Below are 24229 nucleotides of genomic sequence, written 5' to 3' on the forward strand. Positions count from 1 at the left end.
TGAGGGGAATCAGATGCCACTTTCAGAGCAGGAGCAACGGCTCCTCGATGAGATGGAACGCCACCTCTACCGCAGCGATGCCGATTTCGTCTCCAAGGTCAGCGCTGGCGCGGGCAAACCGAGTTACCGCGGAATCGCGCTCGGCTCCCTCATCGCGGTGGTCGGGGCGATCGGCCTCGTGCTCGGAGTCGTGATCCAGCAGCCCATCGTCGGTCTGCTCGGGTTCGCGATCATGCTCACGGGCGTGCTCGTGGCGACGAAGCCGACCCGGGCTCCACTCGAACAGCCGCGACCTCGTCAGGCTGCGCCGGCAGGACAGAAGTCCTCGCGTCTGATGGACCGCTTCAACGACCGCTGGGACAAGCGCCAGTCGGGCGACGAGCGGTAGCGAGGCCCGGTCCCCTGGTCGCTCCTCGGTCGGCCACCTGACTCCACTTCCCTCCCTCGCGGCACCGCCGCACCACGACTCCAAACGGGGCCGATCTACGGATCGGCCCCGTTTCGTCGTTTCGGGCCCTCCCTGATCGTCCCGAGTATGGCAAAACCCCTCCATTTCCCTCCACCCCGCAGAGTCCCGACTTTGCGGGGTTTTTTCATGAGCAAATGGTTCAATGTGGGGGAATGTGCTGCATTGGTGGTGCAAAGTGGAGTAAAGTGGAGCCCAACCAAGATGTTGGCCAGAACGATTGGGGGCGGGGGCGTATGTTCCTCGGTAGTCACGCCCCCAAACTCGACGAAAAAGGCCGCATCATCCTGCCGGCGAAGTTCCGCGATGAGCTCTCCGGCGGGGTCGTCATGACTCGAGGCCAGGAGCACTGCATCTACGTCTTCAGCACGCGGGAGTTCGAGGCGCTCCACGAGAAGATCCGCCAGGCTCCGGTCACCAGCAAGCAGGCCCGCGACTACCTGCGCGTGTTCCTCTCCGGAGCGAGCGCCGAGACCCCCGACAAGCAGCACCGCGTGACCATTCCGTCCAACCTCCGCCAGTACGCCGGGCTCAGCCGCGACCTCGTGGTCATCGGCGCCGGCAGCCGCGCGGAGATCTGGGACGCCGAGGCATGGGAGTCCTACCTCGCCGAACAGGAGAGCGTCTTCTCCGAGACCGCCGAGGAGGTGATCCCCGGACTCTTCTAGCGCCCTGCCCCCTGACTCCCAGCCGTCCCGCCCTGACACACTTCCCCGGTGCCAGGTCGGAGCCCGCCCTGACACACTTCCCCGGTGCCAGGTCGGAACGGATGGGGATCAGGGGTCAGGGACCGTCCGGATTACGCATATGGCCATCAACGACATCCACACCCCGGTCCTCCTCGAGCGATGCATCGAGCTGCTCGCCCCAGCCGTGTCCCACGAGGGCGCGGTCCTCATCGACGCCACGCTCGGCATGGCGGGCCACGCCGAAGCCATGCTCGAGCGGTTCCCGCAGTTGACCCTCATCGGGCTCGACCGCGACCTCGATGCGCTGGAAATCGCTCAGGAGCGACTCGAGCGCTTCGGGTCGCGAGTCCGGTTCGTCAAAGCCGTCTACGACGACATCGACGAGGCGGCCGAGGAGCTCGGGTTCCCACAGGTGGACGGGATCCTGTTCGACCTCGGTGTCTCCTCACTGCAACTCGATCGGACCGAACGCGGCTTCTCGTACTCGCAGGACGCGCCACTCGACATGCGGATGGACGCCTCGAGCGAGCTGACGGCGGAGACGATCCTCGCCACCTACGACGAGGTCGCACTTCGGAAGATCTTCTGGGAGTACGGCGACGAGAAGTTGGCGCAGCGCTACGCGCGCCGCATCGTCGAGGAACGCCAGCAGCGACCCCTGACGAGTTCCGGTCAGCTCGTCGAGCTCATCGATCGGGCCACGCCGGCGGCCGCACGTCGCACCGGCCACCCGGCCAAGCGGGTCTTCCAGGCGCTGCGCATCGAGGTCAACGCGGAGCTGTCGGTCCTCGAGTCCGCCGTGCCCCGCGCGCTCGACCTGCTTCGGGTCGGAGGCCGGATCGTGTTCCTGTCCTACCAGTCACTCGAGGACCGGATCGTCAAGCGCGAGCTCCAGGCGCGGGCGAAGTCGACCACGCCGGCGGGGCTGCCCGTCGAGCTCCCGGAGCACAGCGCGGAGCTGAAGCTCCTCGTCAAGGGCGCCGAACTCGCCACCGAGGCCGAGATCGACGAGAACCCCAGAGCGAAACCCGTGCGACTCCGCGCGGCCGAACGGCTGAGGAGGCCAGCATGAGCGGAGCGACCGCAGCACTCGATCTCGCGCCCGAACGGTTCGGACGCGCTCGGCCGCAGCCGACCCGGACCGCCCCCGAACGGCAGCACATCCGTGCGGTCACGACCGGGGCGCGCTCGAAGCTCCGACCACGGCCCATGTACGCGGTCATCGTCGTCGGTGCGGTCGTCGCCATCGTCGTGGGCCAGTTGCTCCTCAGCGTCGGGCTGAGCCAGGGCGCCTACCAGATCCAGCAGCTCGAGGGGAAGCAGGTCGAACTCGGCCGCACCTCGGCCGCGCTGGCCGAGGACCTCGACCGCCTGGCCTCGCCGCAGTACCTCGCCGTCAACGCGCAGGCACTCGGCATGGTGGGCAACTCGCTCCCGACCTATCTCCGGCTCTCCGACGGCGCTGTGCTGGGGACGCCCACGCCGGCGTCGGCGAGCACGAGTCCGATCTTCAACGCCGCCCTCGTGCCGAACGCACAGGCAGCGACGCTCCCGCTCGTCGGCGGACAGAACGCCGCCGCCGCAGACGGCGCGTCGAGCCAGGAAGCTGTCACACCGCCCGTACCGTTGCAGGACGGGCTGCCGTCGCCGACCACACGATGACCGGACGGATAACGGTGGAGGACGACGCCCTGCTCGGAGGTGCGACGTCAGGAGAGGACGCGGTGCGGGCATCATGGTGAGACACACGAAGACCACGCGCCGACGCCTCGCGTTCACCATCGTCGCGGTCTCCATCGTGATGACGCTCTTCGTCCTCCGTCTGGTCGACATCCAGGTGGTCCGCGCGAGTGCCTTGAGCGCCGAATCGCTCGAGAAGACCGAGACGGGCGACACGATCCTCGCCACCCGCGGCAGCATCCTCGCCTCCGATGGTTCGGTGCTCGCCGAAGCGGTCATGCGCTACAGCATGGCGGCATCCCCGAAGGACGCCGGCCCGTTCGAACGTGATGTCGACGGCACCGAGCAGACGATCACCCTCGAACAGGCGACGAACGAGATCGGCGCGATCATCGGGAAGCCCGGTCCGGAGATCCTCGCGCTCATCACGGACGCCCTCGCCGCGGACAAGGACTCGCTCTACGCGCTCATCGCGAAGAAGCTCACCCTCGACCAGCTCCGAGCGCTCAAGGCGCTGGAGATCCCGTGGACGACCTTCCAGGAGGAGCCGTACCGGGTCTACCCGAACGGCGCCGTCGCCGGCAACATCGTCGGCTTCGTGGGCGAGGAGGGCGAGGCCCAGGCGGGCGTCGAACTCATGGAGAACTCCTGCCTCGCCGGCAAGGACGGACGCACGACGTACGAGAAGGGCAGCGGCGGTCTGCCGCTCCCCGGCACCACGGTGACGAAGCCGGCGAAGGACGGCGGCGACGTCGTGCTGACGCTCGACAAGGACATCCAGTGGTTCTCACAGCAGTCGCTCGCCGCGCAGGCCGAAGCGGTCGGTGCGAGCTGGGGCGTCGTCACGGTGATGGAGGTCAAGACCGGCAAGCTCCTCGCCGTCGCCGAGTACCCGGCCGTCGACCCCGGCAACGTCAGCGCGACGCCGTCCGAGGACCGAGGTTCACGGGCCTTCGCCGCGCCGTTCGAACCGGGATCGACGTACAAGTCGCTCACCGCTGCGGCACTGATCGACCAGGGCGTCGCCAGCCCCAACTCACAGGTGGTCGCTCCGTTCCGGTACAAGCCCTCGAACGGTGCGGACATCAACGACAGCGAGTTCCACGAGGACATGAACCTCACGCTCGCGGGCGTCATGGTGCAGTCGTCGAACACGGGGATCTCGCAGTTCGGCGAGAAGATGAGCGCCGACACCCGCTACGCGTACTTCCAGAAGTTCGGTCAGCTGCAGAAGACCGAGGTCGGCTTCCCGAGCGAGTCCGGTGGCCTCATGGCGGACGCTGCGGACTGGGACAACCAGACGGACTACGCGACCATGTTCGGTCAGGGCTTCTCGACGACCGCGATCCAGGGCGCCAGCCTGTACCAGACGATCGCGAACGGCGGTGTCCGCATGCCCGTCCAGCTGGTCGAGGGTTGCCGGAACGCGGACGGCACCATGACCGACGTCCCCGACGCGACCGGAACCCAGGTCGTCTCCGCGGACGCGGCGAAGCAGGTCAGCGACATGCTCGAGATGGTCGACCAGGAGAGCTGGGTGGCCAAGAACGTCGACGTCCCCGGCTACCGGGTGGCGATGAAGACCGGCACCGCACAGCAGCCCGACGGCGATGGAGGCTACAGCTCGAGCTACCTCGTCTCGATGGCCGGTTTCGCTCCTGCAGAGGCGCCGCAGTTCGTCGTTTCGGTGAACCTGGCCGACCCGGTTAAGATGAATTCATCGGCTGCAGTCGCTCCCATCTTCCGGGATGTGACCACCCAGGTGCTGAAGAGCAGGGGAGTGCAGCCGTCCACGGAGCCGGCACCGAACCTGCCGCTCAGTTTTTGAACGACCTCATGAAGGATGGGCTCAGCGTGAACAATCAGGGCCCGATCAGCCTCAGGCCGGAACATCCGCAGCGGCGGGCGCTCTCGCAGCTGGTGACCGAATTCGATCTCGACCTGCACGGCTCGGCCGACGGCGTGGAGATCAGCGGTGTCAGCCTGAGCTCCGGTGCCGTCGAGCCCGGTGACCTCTACATCGGCATGCCGGGTGTCCGCGCCCATGGTGCCGCGTACGCCGAGCAGGCGAAGGAACGCGGCGCGGTCGCCGTGCTGACCGACGACGCCGGACGAGAGCTGGCGGCCGCGGCCGGCCTGCCGATCATCGTCGTGCCGGAGCCGCGCGCAGCCCTCGGCCACCTCGCCGCCTGGGTCTACCGCACCGCCGAGGAGCCACCGACACTGTTCGGCGTGACCGGCACCAATGGCAAGACGAGCGTGGTCTACCTCCTGAGCGGCATGCTCGCGCAACTCGGGATCGTCTCCGGGCTGAGCTCGACCGCGGAGCGGCGCATCGGCGACCTCGCGGTGACGAGCTCCCTCACCACGCCGGAGGCCAGCGAGCTGCATGCGCTGCTCGCGCGCATGCGCGAGTCCGAGGTGCGCGCGGTCGCCATCGAGGTCTCCGCCCAGGCGCTGACCAGGCACCGCGTCGACGGCATCGTCTTCGACGTCGTCGGCTTCACCAACCTCAGTCACGACCACTTCGACGACTACGGCGACTTCGACGAGTACTTCGCGGCCAAGCGGGAGCTGTTCGAACCCGATCGCGCTCGACGAGGCGTCGTCACGATCGATTCCGAGTGGGGCGGCCGGCTCGTCGAGCAGAGCCGGATCCCGGTGACGACCCTGACGACCCGCCCCGAGATCGACGCCGACTGGCGCATGACGATCCTCGAGGAGACCGCCGGTTCCACGACGTTCCGCCTCGACGGCCCCGGCGACCAAGCGCTCGTGACGAGCGTGCCGCTGCTCGGCTGGTTCATGGCGGCGAACGCCGCGCTCGCGATCGTGATGCTCGTCGAGTCCGGTGTGGAGTTCGACATGATCGCCCAGGCCCTCGAGCGGGACGGTGGGATCGACGCCTACATCCCCGGGCGTGCCGAGCGGATCAGCGGCGACCGCGGCCCGGTCGTGTACATCGACTACGGGCACAGCCCCGACGCGTTCCTCAACACCCTCGCAGCCATCCGGGCCGTCACGCCGGGCCGCGTGGTCATGGTGTTCGGCGCCGACGGAGACCGCGACACGACGAAGCGTCGCGACATGGGTGCGATCGCCGCCCGGGGTGCCGACGTCGTGGTGGTCACCGACTTCCATCCCCGGAGCGAGGACCCGGCGTCGATCCGGCGCGTGCTCCTCGAGGCAGCCCGTGAAGCAGCGCCGGACGGCGAGTTGCACGAGGTCGCCGATCCGGCGACCGCGTTCCGTACGGCGCTTGCGCTGGCCGGGCAGGGCGACACCATCCTCTACGCAGGACCGGGGCACGAGGACTACCACGAGGTGGCCGGCGTGAAGCTCCCGTACTCGGCGCGCGACGACTCGCGCGACGCGCTGCGTGAGGCAGGGTGGCTCTGATGATCGACCTGACCCTCACCGAGATCGCCGCGGCGACCGACGGCCGACTGATCCCCGGTCCGGCGGACCCCGGCCTCGTCGTGTCCGGCGTCGCCGACACCGACTCCCGACTCATCACGCCCGGCGACATCTTCGTCGCGAAGCCCGGCGAGGAGACCGACGGACATCTGTTCGCCGACGCGGCGGTCGCCAACGGCGCCGCCCTGCTCATCGTCGAACGGGAGCTGCCCGTCGCCGTGCCGCAGATCGTCGTCGAGGACTCCGTGACCGCGCTCGGCGCCCTCGCCACCGAGGTCATCACGAGGGTGCGCGCGCTCGGACGACTCCGGATCGTCGGCATCACCGGATCCAACGGCAAGACCACGACCAAGAACCTCCTCGCCGCGGTCCTCGAGCGCGTCGGGGAGACGGTCAGCCCGAAGGCCTCCTTCAACAACGAGGTCGGAGCACCGATCACCATGCTGCGCGTGACGAACGAGACGCGGTTCCTCGTCGCGGAGATGGGTGCCAGCGGCATCGGCGAGATCGCCCGACTCATCCGCATGGCGAAGCCCGACATCGGCGTGGTCCTGAAGGTCGGACTCGCCCACGCGGGGGAGTTCGGTGGGATCGAAGCGACCGTCACGGCGAAGACCGAGATGGTGTCCGAGCTGCTCCCGGAGGACGTCGCCGTCCTCAACCTCGACGATCCACGGGTGGCGGGCATGGCCGACGCCACCCGGGCACGCGTCCTCTGGTTCGGCCTCGACGACCGCGCCGCCGTTCGAGCGACCGACATCGTCGCGACGGCGTCCGGAACCGCGTTCACGCTGCACCTGCCCGACGGTTCCTCTGCGCCCGTCCGGTTCAAGGTGCTCGGTGAGCACCACGTCATGAACGCCCTCGCCGGGGCCGCAGCCGCCCACGAACTCGGTGTGGAGATCGACCTCATCGTCGACGCCCTCGCGAGCGTGAGCCGGGCGGAGCGCTGGCGGATGGAGCCCCTCGGCGGACGCGACGACGTGTCCATCATCAACGACGCCTACAACGCGAGCCCCGACTCCATGTCGGCCGCGATCCGGACCCTCGCCCAGATCGGTGCTGAACGCGGCCGGACCATCGCGGTCCTCGGCGCCATGAGCGAACTCGGCGACTGGGCGGGCGAGGAGCACGACCGGATCGGTCTCCAGGTCGTCCGGCTCGGGATCGGCCGCCTCGTCGTGGTCGGCCCCGAGGCCCGCCGCATGCACATCACCGCGATCAACGAAGGATCGTGGGACGGGGAGTCGGTGTACTTCGCGACCGCGGACGAGGCGTTCGCGTACTTGAGCGCGGAGATCGCCCCGGGCGACACCGTGCTCGTGAAATCGTCCAACGCGGCCGGACTCCGGTTGCTGGGCGATCGACTGGGGGAGTTGTACGCATGAGAGTCCTGTTGGCCGCGGGAGCGATCTCACTGGCGTTCTCCCTCTTCTTGACACCGCTCTTCATCAGAGCGTTCCGCAAGCTGGCCTGGGGCCAGTTCATCCGCGACGACGGACCACAGAGCCACCACACGAAGCGCGGTACCGCGACGATGGGTGGCGTCATCATCATCGTCGGCACCCTCGTCGGCTTCTTCGCGAGCTATCTGATCTTCCAGGAGCAGGTCGGCGTCTCGGCGCTCCTCGTCCTGCTGATGATGGTCGGACTCGGCATCGTCGGGTTCATCGACGACTTCCTGAAGGTCCGGAAGAAGCAGAGCCTCGGCCTCGGCGGGTGGGCGAAGGTCGCCGGACAGCTCATCGTCGCGACGGTCTTCGCCGTCCTCGCGATCAACTTCCCGAACACCGAGGGCTTCACCCCGGCGTCGACGAACATCTCGATCATCCGCGACATCCCGATCAACTTCATGGCGATCGGCATCCCGGTGATCGGCATCCTGCTGTACATCCTCTGGACCTCGGTGATCGTGGCCGCGACGTCGAACGGCGTGAACGTCACCGACGGGCTCGACGGGCTCGCCACCGGCGCCTCGATCCTCGCGATCGGCTCGTACATCATCATCGGGTTCTGGCAGTTCAACCAGTCGTGCTTCAGCTCCTCGCTCGCCTCCGACGTGGCCTACAAGTGCTACGACGTCAGAGATCCACTCGACCTCGCCGTGGTCGCCGCGGCGATCGTGGGTGCGCTCATCGGGTTCCTCTGGTGGAACACCTCGCCGGCGCAGATCTTCATGGGTGACAGCGGTTCGTTGGCGCTCGGTGGAGCGCTCGCGGCCCTGGCCATCCTCAGCAAGACCGAGCTCCTCCTGGTGCTCGTCGGTGGTCTCTTCGTCATCGAGGCCGGTTCCGTGATCGTCCAGCGGGTCTACTTCAAGGCGACCCGTGGCAAGCGCATCTTCCTCATGAGCCCCATCCACCATCACTTCGAGCTCAAGGGTTGGGCCGAGGTCACCGTCGTCGTCCGGTTCTGGATCATCGGTGGTCTGCTCGTCGCAGCGGGCGTGGGGTCCTTCTACCTCGAGTGGTTGAGCCGATGAGCGCTGAGCGCCTCGACGGGCTCCGCAGCTGGCACGCCGACTGGCGTGGTCTGCGGGTCGCCGTCCTGGGGCTCGGGATGACCGGGTTCTCCGTCGCTGACACCCTCACCGAGCTCGGCTCGGAGGTCCTGGTCCTGGCCGGCGACGCCGCGGACGAACGCGCCGAACTCGTCGGCGTCATCGGTGCGCGGCTCATCCAGCGGGACCTGTCGACCGTTCCGTCCGAGCTCGTCGAGTTCGCTCCGGAGCTCGTCGTCGTCTCACCCGGATTCCACCCCGACCACTCCGTCGTCACGTGGGCGCAGGCCGCCGGGGTCGCCGTCTGGGGCGACATCGAGCTCGCCTGGCGGGTCCGCGACAAGGTCGGCACCCCGGCCGAGTGGATCTGCGTCACCGGAACGAACGGCAAGACCACGACCGTTCAGCTGACGGCGTCGATGCTCGTCGAGGCGGGCTTCCGCGCGGCGCCCTGCGGCAACATCGGCGTCCCGGTCCTGGACGCCGTCCGTGATCCGCAGGGCTTCGACTTCTTCGTCGTCGAGCTCTCGAGTTACCAGTTGCACACCCTCGGTCTGCAGGGCGGTCGGAGCATCGTCTCGCCGCTCGCCAGCGTCTGCCTGAACCTCGCCGACGACCACCTCGACTGGCACGGCTCCGCCGCGGCGTACCGGGCGGCGAAGGCCGTGGTGTACGAGAACACGAAAATCGCGTGCGTCTACAACCGCGCTGACGCGGCGACGATGTCGATGGTCGAGGAGGCCGAGGTCGTCGACGGCGCCCGCGCCGTCGGGTTCGGCCTCGACGTCCCCGGACCGAGCGACTTCGGCGTCGTGGACGGCATCCTGGTCGACCGCGCGTTCCTCGACGACCGTCGGACGAGCGCCCTTGAGATCACGACGGTCGAAGCGCTCGCCCAGCGCGGGCTCGCCGCCCCGCACATCGTCGCCAACATCCTGGCGGCAGCGGCACTCGCCCGGGCCGCCGGCATCACGGTCGAGGCCGTGCGCGACACCCTGCTGTCGTTCGGCCTGGACGCGCACCGGATCCAGCTCATCGCGCGACGGCTCGAGGTGGACTGGATCGACGACTCGAAGGCCACCAATCCGCACGCCGCCGACGCCTCGCTCGCCGCCTACCGCTCGGTGGTGTGGATCGTCGGAGGCCTGTTGAAGGGCGTCTCGATCGATCATCTGGTGGAGCGGCACGCCGACCACCTGCGCGCGGCCGTCGTGATCGGCGCCGACCGCTCGGAGGTCCTCTCGGCATTCGCGCGACACGCGCCGACCCTGACCGTCATCGAGGTCGACGCAGCGGAGACTGAACACGTCATGCCGGAGGCCGTTCGCCGGGCCGCCGAGGTCGCGCAGGCAGGGGACACCGTGCTCCTCGCCCCTGCAGCCGCCTCGATGGACCAGTTCACGGACTACGGACACCGTGGTCGCCTGTTCCAGGCCGCCGTCGAAGCAGAGCTGGGAGGTGAGGCGGATGATCGATCCGCCTCGCGCTGACCCGCGCCGCGTGCGGTCGTCGTCGTCCCGGATGACGACGGTCGCCTCAGGCAGTGGGACACCCGACGCACCGACGTCGCCGAGAGGCATGTCGAGTGCGCGGATCTCGCTGGGCAAGGTGCTGCGTCCGGAGTCGAAGAACTATTTCCTCCTGCTGGGTGTCACCCTGTTCCTCGTCGGGCTCGGGCTCGTCATGGTGCTGTCCTCATCCTCCGTCGAGTCTTACGAGGCCGGCGACGGGTACTTCGGGCTGTTCTGGCGCCAGGCGACGTTCGCGATGATCGGTGTTCCGCTCATGCTCATCGTGAGCCGCTTCCCGGCACGGTTCTGGAAGAAGTGGGCGTGGGTGTTCCTCCTGGTCGCCATGGGCCTGCAACTGCTCGTCTTCACACCGCTCGGCTACGAGATCGGTGGCAACCGCAACTGGATCGAGATCGGCGGCTTCACCGCGCAGCCCTCGGAAGCGGTCAAGCTCGCACTGGTCGTGTGGCTCGGGCTCGTGCTGACGATCAAGCAACCGCGTCTCCTCGAGTGGAAGCACGCCCTGATCCCGGTCATCCCCTTCGCCGGTCTCTCCATCGGCCTCGTCCTGCTCGGCGGCGACCTCGGTACCGTCGTGATCATGGCCCTGATCGTGTTCTCGGCGCTGTATTTCGCCGGGGTGCGACTGCGCTACATCGCGATCCCGGTGGTCGCAGGGGCCGTGCTGTTCCTCATCATGGCCGTCACGAGCGCCAACCGTATGCAGCGCATCATGGCGTTCTTCGGCGACGGCAAGGGCGACTACGAGAACGCCGACTGGCAGTCGACCCACGGCACGTGGGCGCTGGCGAACGGCGGCCTCTGGGGCGTCGGCCTCGGCAACTCGCGCGCGAAGTACGGGTGGCTGCCGGCGATCTCGAACGACTTCATCTTCGCGGCGATCGGCGAGGAGCTGGGCCTCATCGGTGCCGTCCTCGTCCTCGGGCTGTTCGTCTTCCTCGCCGTCATGTTCATCAGAGTCATCCGCACCAGCGACGACTCCTTCGTCAGGATCACCACCGGCGCCATCATGGCCTGGATCATCGGCCAGGCACTCGTGAACATCGGCGTCGTCCTCGGAGTCCTCCCGGTGCTCGGCGTGCCGTTACCGCTCCTGTCCTCGGGCGGCACGGCGCTGCTCACCACCCTCGTCGCGATCGGGATCGTCCTGTCGTTCGCCCGGGAGCGGGGGCGTCCCACGTCCCAGCAGTCCCGTCGGTCACCCGCTCGACGTCCCCAATCCTCCGGAGTCACCCGATGACCACCTACCTCCTCGCCGGCGGCGGCACCGCCGGCCATGTCAACCCGCTGTTGGCGGTGGCCGACGGACTCCGAGCCAGAGACCCTGAAGCGACGATCCTCGTCGTCGGCACGGCGGAGGGCCTCGAGGCACGACTCGTCCCGGAACGCGGCTACGAATTGCTCACCATCCCCAAACTGCCTTTCCCCCGTCGGCCGAACATCGATGCCCTCCGCTTCCCCGGTCGCCTCCGCCGGACGGTCGCAGCCGTGGTCGCGATGATCCGGGAGCACCGGGTCGACGTCGTGATCGGTTTCGGCGGCTACGCGGCCGCACCGGCCTACACGGCGGCCAGGCGCGCCGGCGTCCCGCTGGTCATCCACGAGGCGAACGCGCGTCCGGGCCTCGCGAACCGGCTCGGCGCGAGGTACACGCCCTACGTCGGTGTCGCCTTCCATCACACGCCCATCCGCAACGCACGCTTCGTCGGCATGCCGCTGCGTCGCGAGATCGAGGAGCTGGACCGCGAGACGCTCCGGCCGGCGGCCCTCGCCGAGTTCGGCCTCGTGTCGGACCGACCGCTACTGCTCGTCACCGGCGGTTCGCTCGGCGCGAGACGGATCAACGCGACGATGAGCCAGAGTGCCGAAGACGTCGTCGCGGCCGGCTGGCAGGTGCTCCACATCACGGGTGCGAAGAGCGAGATCTCGGATCCCGGTGTCGACCATTACCACCTCCTCGAGTACTGCTCCAGGATGGAGCTCGCCATCGCCGCAGCCGACTTCGCGGTGTCGCGTGCCGGTAGCGCCACGGTCAGCGAGCTGTGCGCGGTCGGGCTCCCGGCCGTCTACGTGCCCTACCCGGTCGGCAACGGTGAGCAGCGCTTCAACGCCGCCGACGTCGTGCGTACAGGGGGAGCGGTTATGGTAGATGACGCGCAGTTCGTGCCGGCCTGGGTGCGTGAGCACCTCGTCCCGTTGCTGAGCGATCGGCACCGGGTCGACGACCTGGCCGCCCAATCCAAGAGCGTCGGTGTCTCCGACGGCACGGCTCGCGTCATCGCCCTCATCGATGAGGCGCTCCAACCATCGGTGCAGCGCGTGCGCGGCCGGTGATCCAGTCTTCCCAGAAAGCGTGACACCGTGATCAAGCCAGACCCCACCGTCGAGATCCCCGCCGACCTCGGCGTCGTGCACTTCGTCGGCATCGGCGGCAGCGGGATGAGCGGCATCGCACGGTTGTTCGTGAGCGCCGGATCGCGCGTGACCGGCTCGGACGTGCGCGAGTCGAAGAACATCGACGCCCTGCGCGAGCTCGGCGTCCCCGTCGCCATCGGCCACGATGCACAGAACGTCGGCGACGCGGACACCCTCGTCGTGACCGGGGCGCTGTGGGCGGACAATCCCGAGTACCTGCTCGCGAAGGAACGGGGCCTGACGATCCTGCACCGGTCGCAGGCGCTCGCGTGGCTGACCTCCGGGACGCGACTCATCTCCGTCGCGGGGGCCCACGGGAAGACGACGTCGACCGGCATGATCATCACGGCGCTGCTGGAACTCGGTGCCGATCCCAGCTTCGTCAACGGTGGCGTGATCGAGTCCCTCGGGCTGAGCTCGGCCCGCGGCGCCGGAGAACTGTTCGTCGTCGAGGCGGACGAGTCCGACGGTTCGTTCCTGCTCTACGACACGGCCGTCGCGCTCATCACGAACATCGACCCCGACCACTTGGACCACTACGGTTCGCTCGAAGCGTTCGAGCAGGCGTTCGTGACCTTCGCCCAGCAGGCTCGCGAGCTCGTCGTCATCTCCTCGGACGACGCCGGCGCGGTCCGGATCACCCCGGCGCTCCGCGCGGCCGCCGACGGCAAGCGCGTGCTGACCTTCGGAGAGGCCGCCGACGCGGACGTCCGACTGCACGACGTCGGCTCCACCGGGCCGGTCTCGTTCCAGCTCAGCTACGAGGGCACCAGCTACGCGGCTACCCTCCGCGTGCCCGGGCGCCACAACGCCATCAACGCCGCCGGTGCCTTCGCCGTCCTCGTCGGTGTCGGGTTCGACCCGGCGGACGCGCTCCGAGGCATCAGCGCCTTCGGCGGAACGCAGCGTCGATTCGAGCTGCACGGGGTCGTCGACGGTGTCAGTGTCTACGACGACTACGCGCACCACCCCACCGAGGTCGCCGCCGCTCTCGCCGCCGCGCGCACGGTGGTCGGCGACGGTCGCATCATCGCGGTCCACCAGCCGCACCTGTACAGCCGGACCCGCCTGTTCGCCCAGGAGTTCGCCGACGCCCTCGAACAGTACGCCGACCACACGGTCGTGCTCGAGGTCTACGGCGCGCGCGAGGACCCCGAGCCCGGTGTGACCGGTGCCACGGTGTCGACCCGGTTCTCCGACGCGGACCGCGTCGCGTACATCGACGACTGGCAGCGCGCCGCGGACTACACGGCGACGGTCGTGCGACCCGGTGACTTCGTCATCACGCTCGGATGCGGCGACGTCTACCGCATCGTGCCGCAGCTCCTCGAGGCCATCGCCGGTCGCGAGTCCGTCTGATGGGCGTCCGGTGAAGCGCCCGGACGGCTTCGACCCCGCGGCCAGTCCGCGCCCCGAGCGCCAGGCGCGACCGTCGGCGTCCGCGCCGGTCGACCGCGCCGCCGCGCCTGCTGAGCCCGTCACAGAGCAGGAGACGGACGTCATCGAGCTGGACGCCGCGCGGCTCCGGCCGAAGCCGTCGGGTGCCGGCGCACCGTCCCAGCCGTCGGGCTCGAGGTCCAAGTCGAAGTCGAAGTCGGCGTCAGCCTCATCGACGCCGGCACCATCGTCGAAGGTCGGGGCGAAACCGGCGGCGACGTCCTCCGCCTCGGCGACGGCGACCCTGGAGCGCCCGGACGAACCGGAGGATGAGGCGTTCCTCACCCCGCGTGAGGCCGCCAAGCTGCGACGTCGTCACGAACGCCAGGAGATCCGTCGGTTCACGGCCCGCAAGCGCGGCCGCCACCGTCCCTGGGTGATCGCGGCCGCGATCCTCGGCGTCCTGATCGTCGTCTCGCTCGCCGGAGCCTATTCGCCGCTGCTGGCCGTCCGGTCCATCGAGGTCGTCGGTGCGAGCCGGGTCAATCAGGCCGAGATCACCGAGGCGCTCAGCGACCAGCTGGGTCGCCCACTCGCGCTGGTCGATGCGGGCGCCGTCAAGGCGGTGCTCGTCGGATACCCGCTCATCGCGAGCTACTCCCTCGAATCCCAGCCCCCGAGCACGCTCGTCGTGCGGATCGTCGAACGCGAGCCGGTGGGCGTGTTGCAGTCCGGATCGGTGTACACCCTCGTCGACGCCGCCGGGGTCACCATCGAGCGCAGCGACCAACCGATCGCCGGGTATCCCACGCTCATGGTCACCGGCGGCCCGACCTCGAAGGGATTCGTCGCCGCGGCGGCGGTGATCCGCGCGCTCCCGGCCGATCTCCGCGCCCGCGTGGCGTCCGTCTCGGCGTCGACCGCGGACGACGTCACCCTCACGCTCGTGGACTCGCCCGCCGAAGTCGTGTGGGGGAGTGCGGAGGACTCGGTCCTGAAAGCGCGGATCCTCGCGACCACGATGGCGGCCACCGACCCGTCCCAGGTGAACCAGTACGACGTGTCGTCGCCATCCGCCGCCATCGTCCGCTGAGGAAGCGCGCCGGGATATTCCCGTCGATGTGCCGACACGCCCGGAAGCGTCCCGACACGGTCGGGGCTGGGCCCTAACGTCGTGCTCAGGACAGAAAATGCATACGCAGCATAACTTTAAACCTTAACTAGAGGTTGAGAGTTCTCACGGAGGCCTGAAGTGACTACAAACCAGAACTACCTCGCCGTCATCAAGGTCGTCGGTATCGGCGGCGGCGGCGTGAACGCGGTCAACCGCATGATCGAGCTCGGCCTCCGAGGCGTGGAATTCATCGCCATCAACACGGACGCGCAAGCGCTGCTGATGAGCGATGCCGACGTCAAGCTCGACGTCGGCCGCGAGATCACCCGCGGCCTCGGCGCCGGCGCCGACCCCGAGGTCGGACGCCGCGCGGCGGAGGATCACGCCGAGGAGATCGAAGAGGCCATCGCCGGCGCCGACATGGTGTTCGTCACCGCCGGTGAGGGTGGCGGTACCGGAACGGGTGGCGCACCCGTCGTGGCGCGGATCGCGAAGTCGATCGGTGCGCTGACCATCGGTGTCGTCACGAAGCCGTTCGGCTTCGAGGGTCGTCGTCGTCAGGCCCAGGCCGAACTCGGCGTCGCCCGCCTGAAGGAGGAGGTCGACACGCTCATCGTCGTGCCGAACGACCGCCTGCTGGAGATCAGCGACCGCGGGATCAGCATGCTCGAGGCCTTCGCGACCGCCGACCAGGTGCTCCTCGCCGGTGTCCAGGGGATCACCGACCTCATCACCACCCCCGGCCTCATCAACCTCGACTTCGCCGACGTCAAGTCGGTCATGCAGGGAGCCGGCTCCGCCCTCATGGGTATCGGCTCCTCGCGCGGCGCGGATCGCGCCATCAAGGCGGCCGAACTCGCCGTCGCCTCCCCGCTCCTCGAAGCGAGCATCGAGGGCGCCCACGGTGTCCTGCTGTCCATCCAGGGTGGCTCGAACCTCGGAATCTTCGAGATCAACGACGCCGCCAAGCTCGTCCAGGAGGCCGTGCACCCCGAGGCGAACATCATCTTCGGTGCGGTCGTCGACGACACCCTCGGCGACGAGGTGCGCGTGACGGTCATCGCCGCCGGATTCGACGGTGGCGAGCCCCTCACCAGGACGGCGGCCTCGCCGGCCGACGCGGTCATCTCGGGCGGCGTCATGAGCACCTCGGACGAGGCTCCCAGCGCTCCGATCGGCACCTCGGCCAACACGGCCTCCGAGTCGTCCGAGCACCGCTCGGCACCTGCTGCGGCACCGGTCGCCTCCGGTGGCGACTGGAGCTCCAGGCAGAACGCGTCGTCGCCCTTCTCCGGTGCGACGCACCGTCAGCCCGATGCGGTCGTCGAGACCGCCGTCGTCGACCCCTCGTTCGACGACGAGGGTGAGCTGGACATCCCCGACTTCCTGAAGTAGTGGGCGACACGATCACTGCGGCCGGATCGGGCTCTTCGGAGCCCGATCCGGCTCTGCTCGATCGCCTCGCCGCGATCCGCGGGCGTGTCGCAGACGCCGCTCGTGCAGCCGGTCGCGCCGACGAGCCGACGCTCATCGTCGTGACGAAGTTCCATCCGGTCACACTCGTGCAGCAGCTCGTGGCCGCGGGGGTCACCGACGTGGGGGAGAACCGCCACCCGGAGGCCCGCGACAAGGCCGAGGCGGCCGCCGGACTCGGGTTGCGGTGGCACTTCATCGGCCAGTTGCAGACGAACAAGGCCAAGCAGGTGCGCCGATACGTCGACGCCGTGCACTCGGTGGACCGACCCGAACTCCTGCGGGCGCTCTCATCACCGGACCGCCTCCTCGAGGTGTTCCTCCAGGTGAATCTGACCGACGACCCGGGTCGTGGCGGTGTGGTCGGCGATGCGGCGCTGGAAGCGCTCGCCACGGAGACGCTCGAGGCCGAGGGTGTCGTCCTGCGAGGCGTCATGGCCGTCGCGCCCCTCGACGAGCCGCCGGCCGATGCGTTCGCGCGCGTCGTCGCGGCGTCCGCGCGGGTGCGATCCCTCGCTCCGCAGGCCGACGGCCTGTCGATCGGGATGAGCCACGACTACGTCGAGGCGATCGAAGCGGGCGCGACACACCTACGCATCGGCACGGCAATCACCGGGAATCGTCCGGTGTGACGTTAATCTCGAAGGTGCAAGGACCGCAGATCACGGAGGAAACGATGTCGAACCCACTGAAGAAGACCATGGTGTACCTCGGGCTCGCCGACGATGATCTCGAGTACGAGCAGCAGCACGCTGCCCAGGCCGAGCCCACGCAGCAGGCCGAGCCTCGCCGGGCAGAACGTCCCGAGCGCGCAGAGCGGGTCGAGCGCGTCGAGAAGGCCGCTCCCGTGACCCCGCTGCGCAAGCCGGTCCCGGTCCGTCAGCCGGTCGCCCCGAGCTCCGACCTCAACGAGATCCTCACGGTGCACCCCAAGCAGTACCGCGATGCTCAGATCATCGCCGAGAGCTTCCGCGACGGGGTCCCGGTCATCATCAACCTCTCTCAGATGAGCGACGGCGACGCCCGACGCCTCATCGACTTCGCCAGTGGCCTCTCGCAGGGCCTCTACGGGAAGATCGAGCGAGTGACGAGCAAGGTCTTCCTGCTCTCGCCCGAGCACGTCGCCGTTTCCGGCGACAACGGGCAGGGCGCACCGGAAGCGACCGAGGCGACCTTCTTCGCTCAGTCATAATCGAGGGGTGGCTTCTCTCATCTCCGTGATCGGCACGATCCTCTATCTCGCGCTGCTCCTGTACTTCTTCGTCCTCTGGGCGCGGTTCATCCTCGACCTGGCTCGGGTACTCCGCCCGCAGTGGCGACCGTCGGGCGTCGGCCTGGTCCTCGCCGAGCTCAGTTTCACGGTCACCGACCCGCCGATCCGGTTCTTTCGCCGTGTCCTGCCGCGCGTCGCGGTCGGTCCCGTCGCGCTCGATTTCGGTTGGACGCTCACGATGCTGTGTTGCATCATCGCGATGACGCTCGTCCAACTCCTGTAGCCGCCGACGTCGGCGCCCGCGCAGGGTTCACGACGATTGTGCGGCTACGATAGAACGCCCGTCACCTGACGGGAAGCTCCGACGCTGACAACATGTCTCACCCACTGGGTCAGACTTTGCTAGCGTGGGGGCGTTGTACACAGATTTTCGATTCGACAGTGAAGGTGGTTCGCTATGGCGCTCACTCCCGAAGACGTGGTCCAGAAGCGGTTTCAGCAGACCAAGTTCCGCGAAGGCTACGACCAGGACGAGGTAGACGACTTCCTCGACGAGGTCGTCGTCGAACTGCGTCGCCTTATCCAGGAGAAGGACGAGGTCCAGCAGAAGCTGACCGCGGCCGAGGCCAAGGTCGCCGAGCTGCAGAAGGGCGGCTCCTCCGCTCCCGCCGCGCTCGCCAAGGCTGAGCCAGCTCCCGCACCGGCTCCGGTCGTCGCACCCGCAGCGGCTCCTGCCGCCGAGTCGACCGACAACACGGCTGAGAGCTCCAACAACCTCCTGCAGCTGGCCCGCCGCCTGCACGACGAGCACGTCGCAGAGGGCGCTCAGCGTCGCGACGCACTCATCGCCGAAGGTCACGCGACCGCGGCACGTGTCGTCGCCGAGGCCGAGGCCAAGCAGCGCGCACAGATGCAGATCCTCGAGCAGGAGCGCTCCGTACTGGAGCACAAGATCGACGAGCTGCGCAACTTCGAGCGCGAGTACCGCTCGCAGCTCCGCGGCTACATCGAGGGTCAGCTGAAGGACCTCGACGCCTCGTCGTCGAGCTCCGCACCCGATGCGAAGTCCGGCGTCACCGCCGACAGCGCAGCGGTCTAGCGCAGACACCCGGTTGTCTCCCGCATCACCGTCGAAGGCCAGCGCCAGGACTCTTGCAGTCCTGGCGCTGGTTGCCGTCGTGGCCTATTCGGCCGATCAGTTCACGAAGTTCCTCGTCACCACCAACCTGACGGTCGGTGAGTCCGTCCCCGTCTTCGGACAGGCGCTGGTCCTGTACTTCGTCAAGAATTCGGGTGCCGCCTTCTCGCTGGGTGCCGGCTACACCTGGATCTTCTCGATCCTCGCCGCGGTGGTCGTCGTCGTCATCGTCTGGTTCGCGCGCCGCATCCGTTCGCGCGCCTGGGCGATCGTCTTCGGCCTGCTCCTCGGAGGCGTGCTCGGCAACCTGACCGACCGCCTCTTCCGAGAGCCGTCCTTCGGCCTCGGCCACGTCGTCGACTTCATCTCGACGCCCTGGATGCTCCCCGCGATCTACAACGTGGCCGACATCTGCATCGTGGTCAGCATGGCGCTGTTCATCCTCCTGACGCTCTTCGGTGTCAACCTCGACGGCACGCGCACGACGCGAGCGAGTGAACGGGCCGCCCAGGAAGCGGAGGACCGCGAGGCTGAAGCCGACGCGGCCGTCCTCGATCCTGCGGAGCCTGGCGACGCGAGCCCGGACGCAGGTCGTCCGTGAACGAGTCCCGCAGCCTGTACGTCCCCGACGGACTCGACGGCGAGCGCGTCGACGCCGGACTCGCCAAGCTCCTGGGCTTCTCGCGCAGCTACGCGGCCGAGGTGGCCTTGGCCGGCGGCGTCACCATGAACGGGAAGTCGGTCGACAAGTCCGATCGCCTGCTCGGCGGCGCTTGGCTCGAGATCGAATGGACGCCTCGACGGGAGGCCGTGATCGTCCCGATCGCCGTCCCCGACCTCGGCATCGTCCACGACGACGACGAGATCGTCGTCGTCGACAAGCCTGCTGGCGTCGCGGCGCATCCCTCGGTCGGTTGGGAGGGACCGACGGTGCTCGGCGCCCTCGCGGCGGCGGGCTTCCGCATCTCGACCTCGGGAGCCGCCGAGCGCGCGGGCATCGTCCATCGGCTGGACGCCGGGACGAGCGGCCTCATGGTCGTCGCGAAGACCGAGCGAGCCTACACCTGGCTCAAGCGGGCCTTCCACGACCGCGAGGTCGAGAAGATCTACCGCGCTGTGGTGCAGGGGCATCCCGATCCACTCGCCGGCACCATCGACGGACCGATCGGCCGCCATCCGCGTCACGACTGGCGGTTCGCCGTGACCGCCGACGGCAAGCCGTCGATCACGCACTACGAGACGCTCGAGGCGTTCCCGTACGCCTCGCTGCTCGAGGTGCACCTGGAGACCGGCCGCACCCACCAGATCCGCGTGCACATGGCGGCCCAGCGGCACCCCTGCGTCGGCGACGCGATGTACGGGGCCGACGCGGCGCTGTCGGCGCGGTTGGGACTCACCCGCCAGTGGCTCCACGCCACGAAGCTGGGGTTCGCCCACCCGGCCACGGGGGAGTTCGTTCGGTTCGAGGCGGCCTACCCGGCCGACCTCCAGCACGCGCTGTCCGTGCTCGAGCTCGACTGAGCCGACGCCCGCCCATCCCGTCGGTGTCCCTGACGGCATCGCCGGAGCCGACCGTCGGCGGTGACGGTTAGGCTGGATCACAGACCACCTCGGCGTCCGCGCCGAACCCCACAGCACGATCCCCGGAGGCGCCGTCCGTGCCCACGTCCACCGATTCGTTCGTCCATCTGCACGTCCACAGCGAGTACTCGATGCTCGACGGAGCAGCCCGCGTGAAGCCGCTCATCCAGGCCGCGGTCGAGCAGGGGATGCCTGCCGTCGCCGTGACGGACCACGGCAACATGTTCGGCGCCTTCGACTTCTGGCGCACGGCGACCGATGCCGGTATCAAGCCGATCATCGGCACCGAGGCATACATCACCCCGGGGACCGCGCGCGGCGACCGGACGAGGATCAAGTGGGGCGACGGTGGGGGAGACGACGTCTCCGGCGCCGGCGCCTACACTCACATGACCTTGCTCTCGGAGACCACCGAGGGGATGCACAACCTCTTCCGGCTCTCGTCGAAGGCGTCGATCGAGGGGTACTACTTCAAGCCGCGCATGGACCGCGAGATCCTGAGCCAGTACAGCGCCGGCCTCATCGCGACGACCGGCTGCCCGAGCGGCGAGGTGCAGACGAGACTCCGTCTCGGCCAGTACGACGAGGCGGTCAAGGCCGCGGCGGACTTCCGCGACATCTTCGGCGCGGAGAACTACTTCTGCGAGATCATGGACCACGGGCTCGGGATCGAGCGCAGGATCATGGCCGACCTCATCAAGCTGTCCAAAGACCTCGGTCTCCCGCTCCTCGCGACGAACGACCTCCACTACACGCACGCCGCGGACGCCAAGGCCCACGCCGCCCTCCTCTGCGTGCAGTCCGGCTCCACCCTCAACGACCCGAACCGGTTCAAGTTCGACGCCGACGAGTTCTACCTGAAGTCCGCGGACGAGATGCGCCGGCTGTTCCGCGAGTATCCCGAGGCGTGCGACAACACCCTCGCGATCGCCGAGCGGTGCGATGTCGCCTTCGACACCTCGGCCAACTACATGCCGCGATTCCCTGTGCCGGAGGGCGAGAACGAGGAGAGCTGGTTCATCAAGGAGGTCGAGACCGGGCTGAACCTGCGGTACCCGAACGGGATCCCCGCCGACGTCCGGGAACGGGCGAACTACGAGACGCGCGTCATCGTGCAGATGGGCTTCCCCGGGTACTTCCTCGTCGTCGCCGACTTCATTCAGTGGTCGAAGCGCAACGGCATCCGGGTCGGTCCCGGTCGTGGTTCCGGTGCGGGTTCCATGGCGGCGTACGCGATGCAGATCACCGACCTCGACCCACTCCGCCACGGGCTCATCTTCGAGCGGTTCCTCAACCCCGACCGCGTGTCGATGCCCGACTTCGACGTCGACTTCGACGACCGCCGCCGCGGCGAGGTCATCAAGTACGTCACGGAGAAGTACGGCGACGAGCGCGTCGCGCAGATCGTCACCTACGGCACCATCAAGGCCAAGCAGGCGCTCAAGGACTCGTCGCGCGTCCTCGGCTTCCCGTTCGGCATGGGCGACAAGCTGACGAAGGCCATGCCGCCGGCGGTCATGGGCAAGGACATCCCGCTCGAGGGCATCCTCGACACCAAGCACCCGCGGTACAAGGAGGCGGTCGACCTCCGTGGCATCCTCGACACCGACCCGGAGGCGCGGACCGTCTTCGAGACCGCGCTCGGCATCGAGAACCTGAAGCGCCAGTGGGGTGTCCACGCGGCCGGCGTGATCATGTCGAGCGACCCGCTCATCGACATCATCCCGATCATGAAGCGCGAGCAGGACGGCCAGATCGTCACGCAGTTCGACTACCCGGCGTGCGAGTCCCTCGGATTGATCAAGATGGACTTCCTCGGGTTGCGCAACCTGACGATCATCAACGACGCCCTCGACAACATCAAGAGCAACCGCGACATCGAACTCGTCCTCGAAGACCTCGAACTCGACGACCGCGGTGCGTACGAACTCCTGTCCCGAGGCGACACCCTCGGGGTGTTCCAGCTCGACGGCGGACCGATGCGCGCGCTGCTGCGCCTCATGAAGCCCGACAACTTCGAGGACATCTCGGCGCTGATCGCCCTGTACCGGCCCGGGCCGATGGGCGCGAACTCGCACACGAACTACGCGCTGCGGAAGAACGGCCTGCAGGAGATCACCCCGATCCACCCGCAGCTCGAGGAGCCGCTCTCCGAGATCCTGTCGACGAGCTACGGCCTCATCATCTACCAGGAGCAGGTGATGGCGATCGCGCAGAAGGTCGCCGGCTTCTCCCTCGGGCAGGCAGACATCCTCCGTCGTGCGATGGGTAAGAAGAAGAAGTCCGAACTGGACAAGCAGTTCGAGGGCTTCTCCGGCGGCATGGTCGCGAACGGTTTCTCGATGGAGGCCGTCAACAAGCTGTGGGAGATCCTCCTCCCGTTCTCGGACTACGCGTTCAACAAAGCGCACTCCGCCGCTTACGGGGTCATCTCCTACTGGACGGCGTACCTCAAGGCGCACTACCCGGCCGAGTACATGGCCGGTCTGCTGACGAGTGTCGGCGACTCCAAGGACAAGATGGCGCTCTACCTCAACGAGTGCCGCCGCATGGGGATCCAGGTCCTGCCGCCCGACGTCAACGAGTCCATCGGGTTCTTCGCCGCAGTCGGGGAGGACATCCGGTTCGGTCTGGGTGCCGTCCGCAACGTCGGTTCGAACGTCGTGGAGCTCATCCGACAGGCACGCGAGCGCGAGGGCCGGTTCACCTCCTTCCACGACTTCCTCCGCAAGGTGCCGCTACCGGTGGCGAACAAGCGGACCATCGAGTCGCTCATCAAGGCCGGCGCGTTCGACTCCATGGGCGACAGCAGGCGCGCGCTCTACGAGATCCACGAGGACGCCGTCGACTCGGTCGTGAAAGACAAGCGTGCCGAGGCGTCCGGGAGCATCGGCTTCGACTTCGACAGCCTGTTCGCCGAGGTCGGCGAGGTTCCGCTCGCGAGCGTCCCCGCGCGTCCTGACTGGAGCAAGCGCGACAAACTCAACTTCGAACGGGAGATGCTGGGGCTGTACGTCTCGGACCACCCGCTGGCCGGACTCGAGATCGAGTTGGCGAAGCACGCCACGACGACCATCACCGACCTCATGACCTCCGAGGGCATGGACGGCGAGACCGTCGTGATCTCGGGGCTCGTCACGAGTGTCCAGCACCGGATCGCCAAGGCCTCCGGCAACCAGTACGGCATGATCCAGGTCGAGGACTTCGGCGGCGAGATGACCGCCATGTTCATGGGCAAGGCGTACCAGGAGTTCGCATCCGAACTCGTCGGCGACTCGATCGTGGTGGTCCGCGGACGGGTCAGTGTCCGAGACGACGGGATGAACCTCCACGCGTACAGCATCTTCTCGCCCGAACTGCCCGAGGCCGGTGCCGACCGCATGCTCCAGCTGTCGATGGCGGACGCCCGGGCGACGACCGAGACGGTGACCACGCTCAGCGACGTGCTGACGCGGCACGCTGGATCGACCGAGGTCCGACTGAAGCTCATCCGAGGCGAGATCGCGCGGGTGTTCGAGCTGCCCCATCGCGTCAGCCTCTCGTCCGGACTCTTCGGCGAGCTGAAGTCCCTGCTCGGCCCGAACTGTCTCGGCTGACCCCGCCCGGACGCGGGCGGCAGCCGGGACGGACCGCT

General features: G+C 68.2%; 21 protein-coding genes. All 21 read left to right on the plus strand.

The genetic code is table 11. From position 1 onward, the window contains the following. Nucleotides 1–13 precede the first annotated feature (13 nt). Nucleotides 14–388, plus strand: a complete 375-nt coding sequence (locus tag ACQG07_RS08300) for a DUF3040 domain-containing protein (protein ID WP_064297004.1) — start codon at nucleotides 14–16, stop codon at nucleotides 386–388. A 314-nt stretch (nucleotides 389–702) separates the two neighbouring features. After that, on the plus strand, nucleotides 703–1134 hold the full coding sequence (gene mraZ / locus ACQG07_RS08305) for a division/cell wall cluster transcriptional repressor MraZ (protein WP_064297003.1): 432 nt from the start codon (nucleotides 703–705) through the stop codon (nucleotides 1132–1134). A gap of 139 nt (nucleotides 1135–1273) precedes the next feature. Beyond that, nucleotides 1274–2227, plus strand: a complete 954-nt coding sequence (gene rsmH / locus ACQG07_RS08310) for a 16S rRNA (cytosine(1402)-N(4))-methyltransferase RsmH (RefSeq protein ID WP_274499990.1) — start codon at nucleotides 1274–1276, stop codon at nucleotides 2225–2227. After that, nucleotides 2224–2817 carry a hypothetical protein gene (locus ACQG07_RS08315; RefSeq protein WP_192004858.1) on the plus strand — a complete coding sequence of 198 codons (594 nt, stop codon included), beginning with the start codon at nucleotides 2224–2226 and terminating at the stop codon, nucleotides 2815–2817. Before rsmH ends, ACQG07_RS08315 begins: the two co-directional genes overlap by 4 nt. A 73-nt stretch (nucleotides 2818–2890) precedes the next feature. After that, nucleotides 2891–4663 (plus strand): peptidoglycan D,D-transpeptidase FtsI family protein, encoded by a 1773-nt coding sequence (locus ACQG07_RS08320; RefSeq protein WP_192004859.1) that lies wholly within the window; start codon nucleotides 2891–2893, stop codon nucleotides 4661–4663. Nucleotides 4664–4689: 26 nt separating this feature from the next. Beyond that, nucleotides 4690–6234, plus strand: coding sequence for a Mur ligase family protein (locus ACQG07_RS08325; RefSeq protein WP_274499988.1), 1545 nt, complete (start codon nucleotides 4690–4692; stop codon nucleotides 6232–6234). Continuing rightward, the gene (locus ACQG07_RS08330; protein ID WP_426738008.1) at nucleotides 6234–7640 is read left to right on the plus strand and encodes a UDP-N-acetylmuramoyl-tripeptide--D-alanyl-D-alanine ligase; all 1407 of its coding nucleotides are present in this window, start codon (nucleotides 6234–6236) and stop codon (nucleotides 7638–7640) included. The genes ACQG07_RS08325 and ACQG07_RS08330 overlap by 1 nt, the downstream gene beginning before the upstream one ends. Further along, nucleotides 7637–8734 carry a phospho-N-acetylmuramoyl-pentapeptide-transferase gene (gene mraY, locus ACQG07_RS08335; protein WP_138947134.1) on the plus strand — a complete coding sequence of 366 codons (1098 nt, stop codon included), beginning with the start codon at nucleotides 7637–7639 and terminating at the stop codon, nucleotides 8732–8734. Before ACQG07_RS08330 ends, mraY begins: the two co-directional genes overlap by 4 nt. Next, the gene (gene murD, locus ACQG07_RS08340) at nucleotides 8731–10242 is read left to right on the plus strand and encodes a UDP-N-acetylmuramoyl-L-alanine--D-glutamate ligase (protein WP_426738009.1); all 1512 of its coding nucleotides are present in this window, start codon (nucleotides 8731–8733) and stop codon (nucleotides 10240–10242) included. The genes mraY and murD overlap by 4 nt, the downstream gene beginning before the upstream one ends. Then, the gene (gene ftsW / locus ACQG07_RS08345; protein WP_274499985.1) at nucleotides 10220–11524 is read left to right on the plus strand and encodes a putative lipid II flippase FtsW; all 1305 of its coding nucleotides are present in this window, start codon (nucleotides 10220–10222) and stop codon (nucleotides 11522–11524) included. Before murD ends, ftsW begins: the two co-directional genes overlap by 23 nt. Beyond that, entirely contained in the window at nucleotides 11521–12618 is a 1098-nt protein-coding gene (locus tag ACQG07_RS08350) for a UDP-N-acetylglucosamine--N-acetylmuramyl-(pentapeptide) pyrophosphoryl-undecaprenol N-acetylglucosamine transferase (RefSeq protein ID WP_426738010.1), read from the plus strand. Before ftsW ends, ACQG07_RS08350 begins: the two co-directional genes overlap by 4 nt. A gap of 27 nt (nucleotides 12619–12645) precedes the next feature. Beyond that, the gene (gene murC / locus ACQG07_RS08355) at nucleotides 12646–14058 is read left to right on the plus strand and encodes a UDP-N-acetylmuramate--L-alanine ligase (protein WP_426738011.1); all 1413 of its coding nucleotides are present in this window, start codon (nucleotides 12646–12648) and stop codon (nucleotides 14056–14058) included. Between the two features lie 10 nt (nucleotides 14059–14068). After that, nucleotides 14069–15169, plus strand: a complete 1101-nt coding sequence (locus ACQG07_RS08360) for an FtsQ-type POTRA domain-containing protein (RefSeq protein WP_426738012.1) — start codon at nucleotides 14069–14071, stop codon at nucleotides 15167–15169. Between the two features lie 159 nt (nucleotides 15170–15328). Continuing rightward, nucleotides 15329–16585 carry a cell division protein FtsZ gene (gene ftsZ / locus ACQG07_RS08365; protein ID WP_426738013.1) on the plus strand — a complete coding sequence of 419 codons (1257 nt, stop codon included), beginning with the start codon at nucleotides 15329–15331 and terminating at the stop codon, nucleotides 16583–16585. Beyond that, nucleotides 16585–17295 carry a YggS family pyridoxal phosphate-dependent enzyme gene (locus tag ACQG07_RS08370; protein WP_426738014.1) on the plus strand — a complete coding sequence of 237 codons (711 nt, stop codon included), beginning with the start codon at nucleotides 16585–16587 and terminating at the stop codon, nucleotides 17293–17295. Before ftsZ ends, ACQG07_RS08370 begins: the two co-directional genes overlap by 1 nt. 44 nt (nucleotides 17296–17339) lie before the next feature. After that, a complete protein-coding gene (locus ACQG07_RS08375; RefSeq protein ID WP_064296992.1) occupies nucleotides 17340–17855 on the plus strand; it encodes a cell division protein SepF in 516 nt (171 codons plus the stop codon). 7 nt (nucleotides 17856–17862) lie between these two features. Then, the gene (locus ACQG07_RS08380) at nucleotides 17863–18159 is read left to right on the plus strand and encodes a YggT family protein (RefSeq protein ID WP_064296991.1); all 297 of its coding nucleotides are present in this window, start codon (nucleotides 17863–17865) and stop codon (nucleotides 18157–18159) included. A 174-nt stretch (nucleotides 18160–18333) separates the two neighbouring features. Beyond that, complete coding sequence (locus ACQG07_RS08385) at nucleotides 18334–18975, plus strand: DivIVA domain-containing protein (RefSeq protein ID WP_079706011.1); 642 nt, start codon at nucleotides 18334–18336, stop codon at nucleotides 18973–18975. Then, on the plus strand, nucleotides 18935–19615 hold the full coding sequence (gene lspA / locus ACQG07_RS08390) for a signal peptidase II (RefSeq protein ID WP_079706010.1): 681 nt from the start codon (nucleotides 18935–18937) through the stop codon (nucleotides 19613–19615). The genes ACQG07_RS08385 and lspA overlap by 41 nt, the downstream gene beginning before the upstream one ends. Continuing rightward, a complete protein-coding gene (locus ACQG07_RS08395) occupies nucleotides 19612–20535 on the plus strand; it encodes an RluA family pseudouridine synthase (protein ID WP_079706009.1) in 924 nt (307 codons plus the stop codon). Before lspA ends, ACQG07_RS08395 begins: the two co-directional genes overlap by 4 nt. Before the next feature lie 191 nt (nucleotides 20536–20726). Next, nucleotides 20727–24191, plus strand: coding sequence for a DNA polymerase III subunit alpha (gene dnaE, locus ACQG07_RS08400; protein WP_426738101.1), 3465 nt, complete (start codon nucleotides 20727–20729; stop codon nucleotides 24189–24191). Nucleotides 24192–24229: the final 38 nt, after the last annotated feature.

Origin of the sequence: Plantibacter sp. 2H11-2, assembly GCF_050031945.1 — a bacterium.
GTDB classification, from domain to species: domain Bacteria; phylum Actinomycetota; class Actinomycetes; order Actinomycetales; family Microbacteriaceae; genus Plantibacter; species Plantibacter auratus.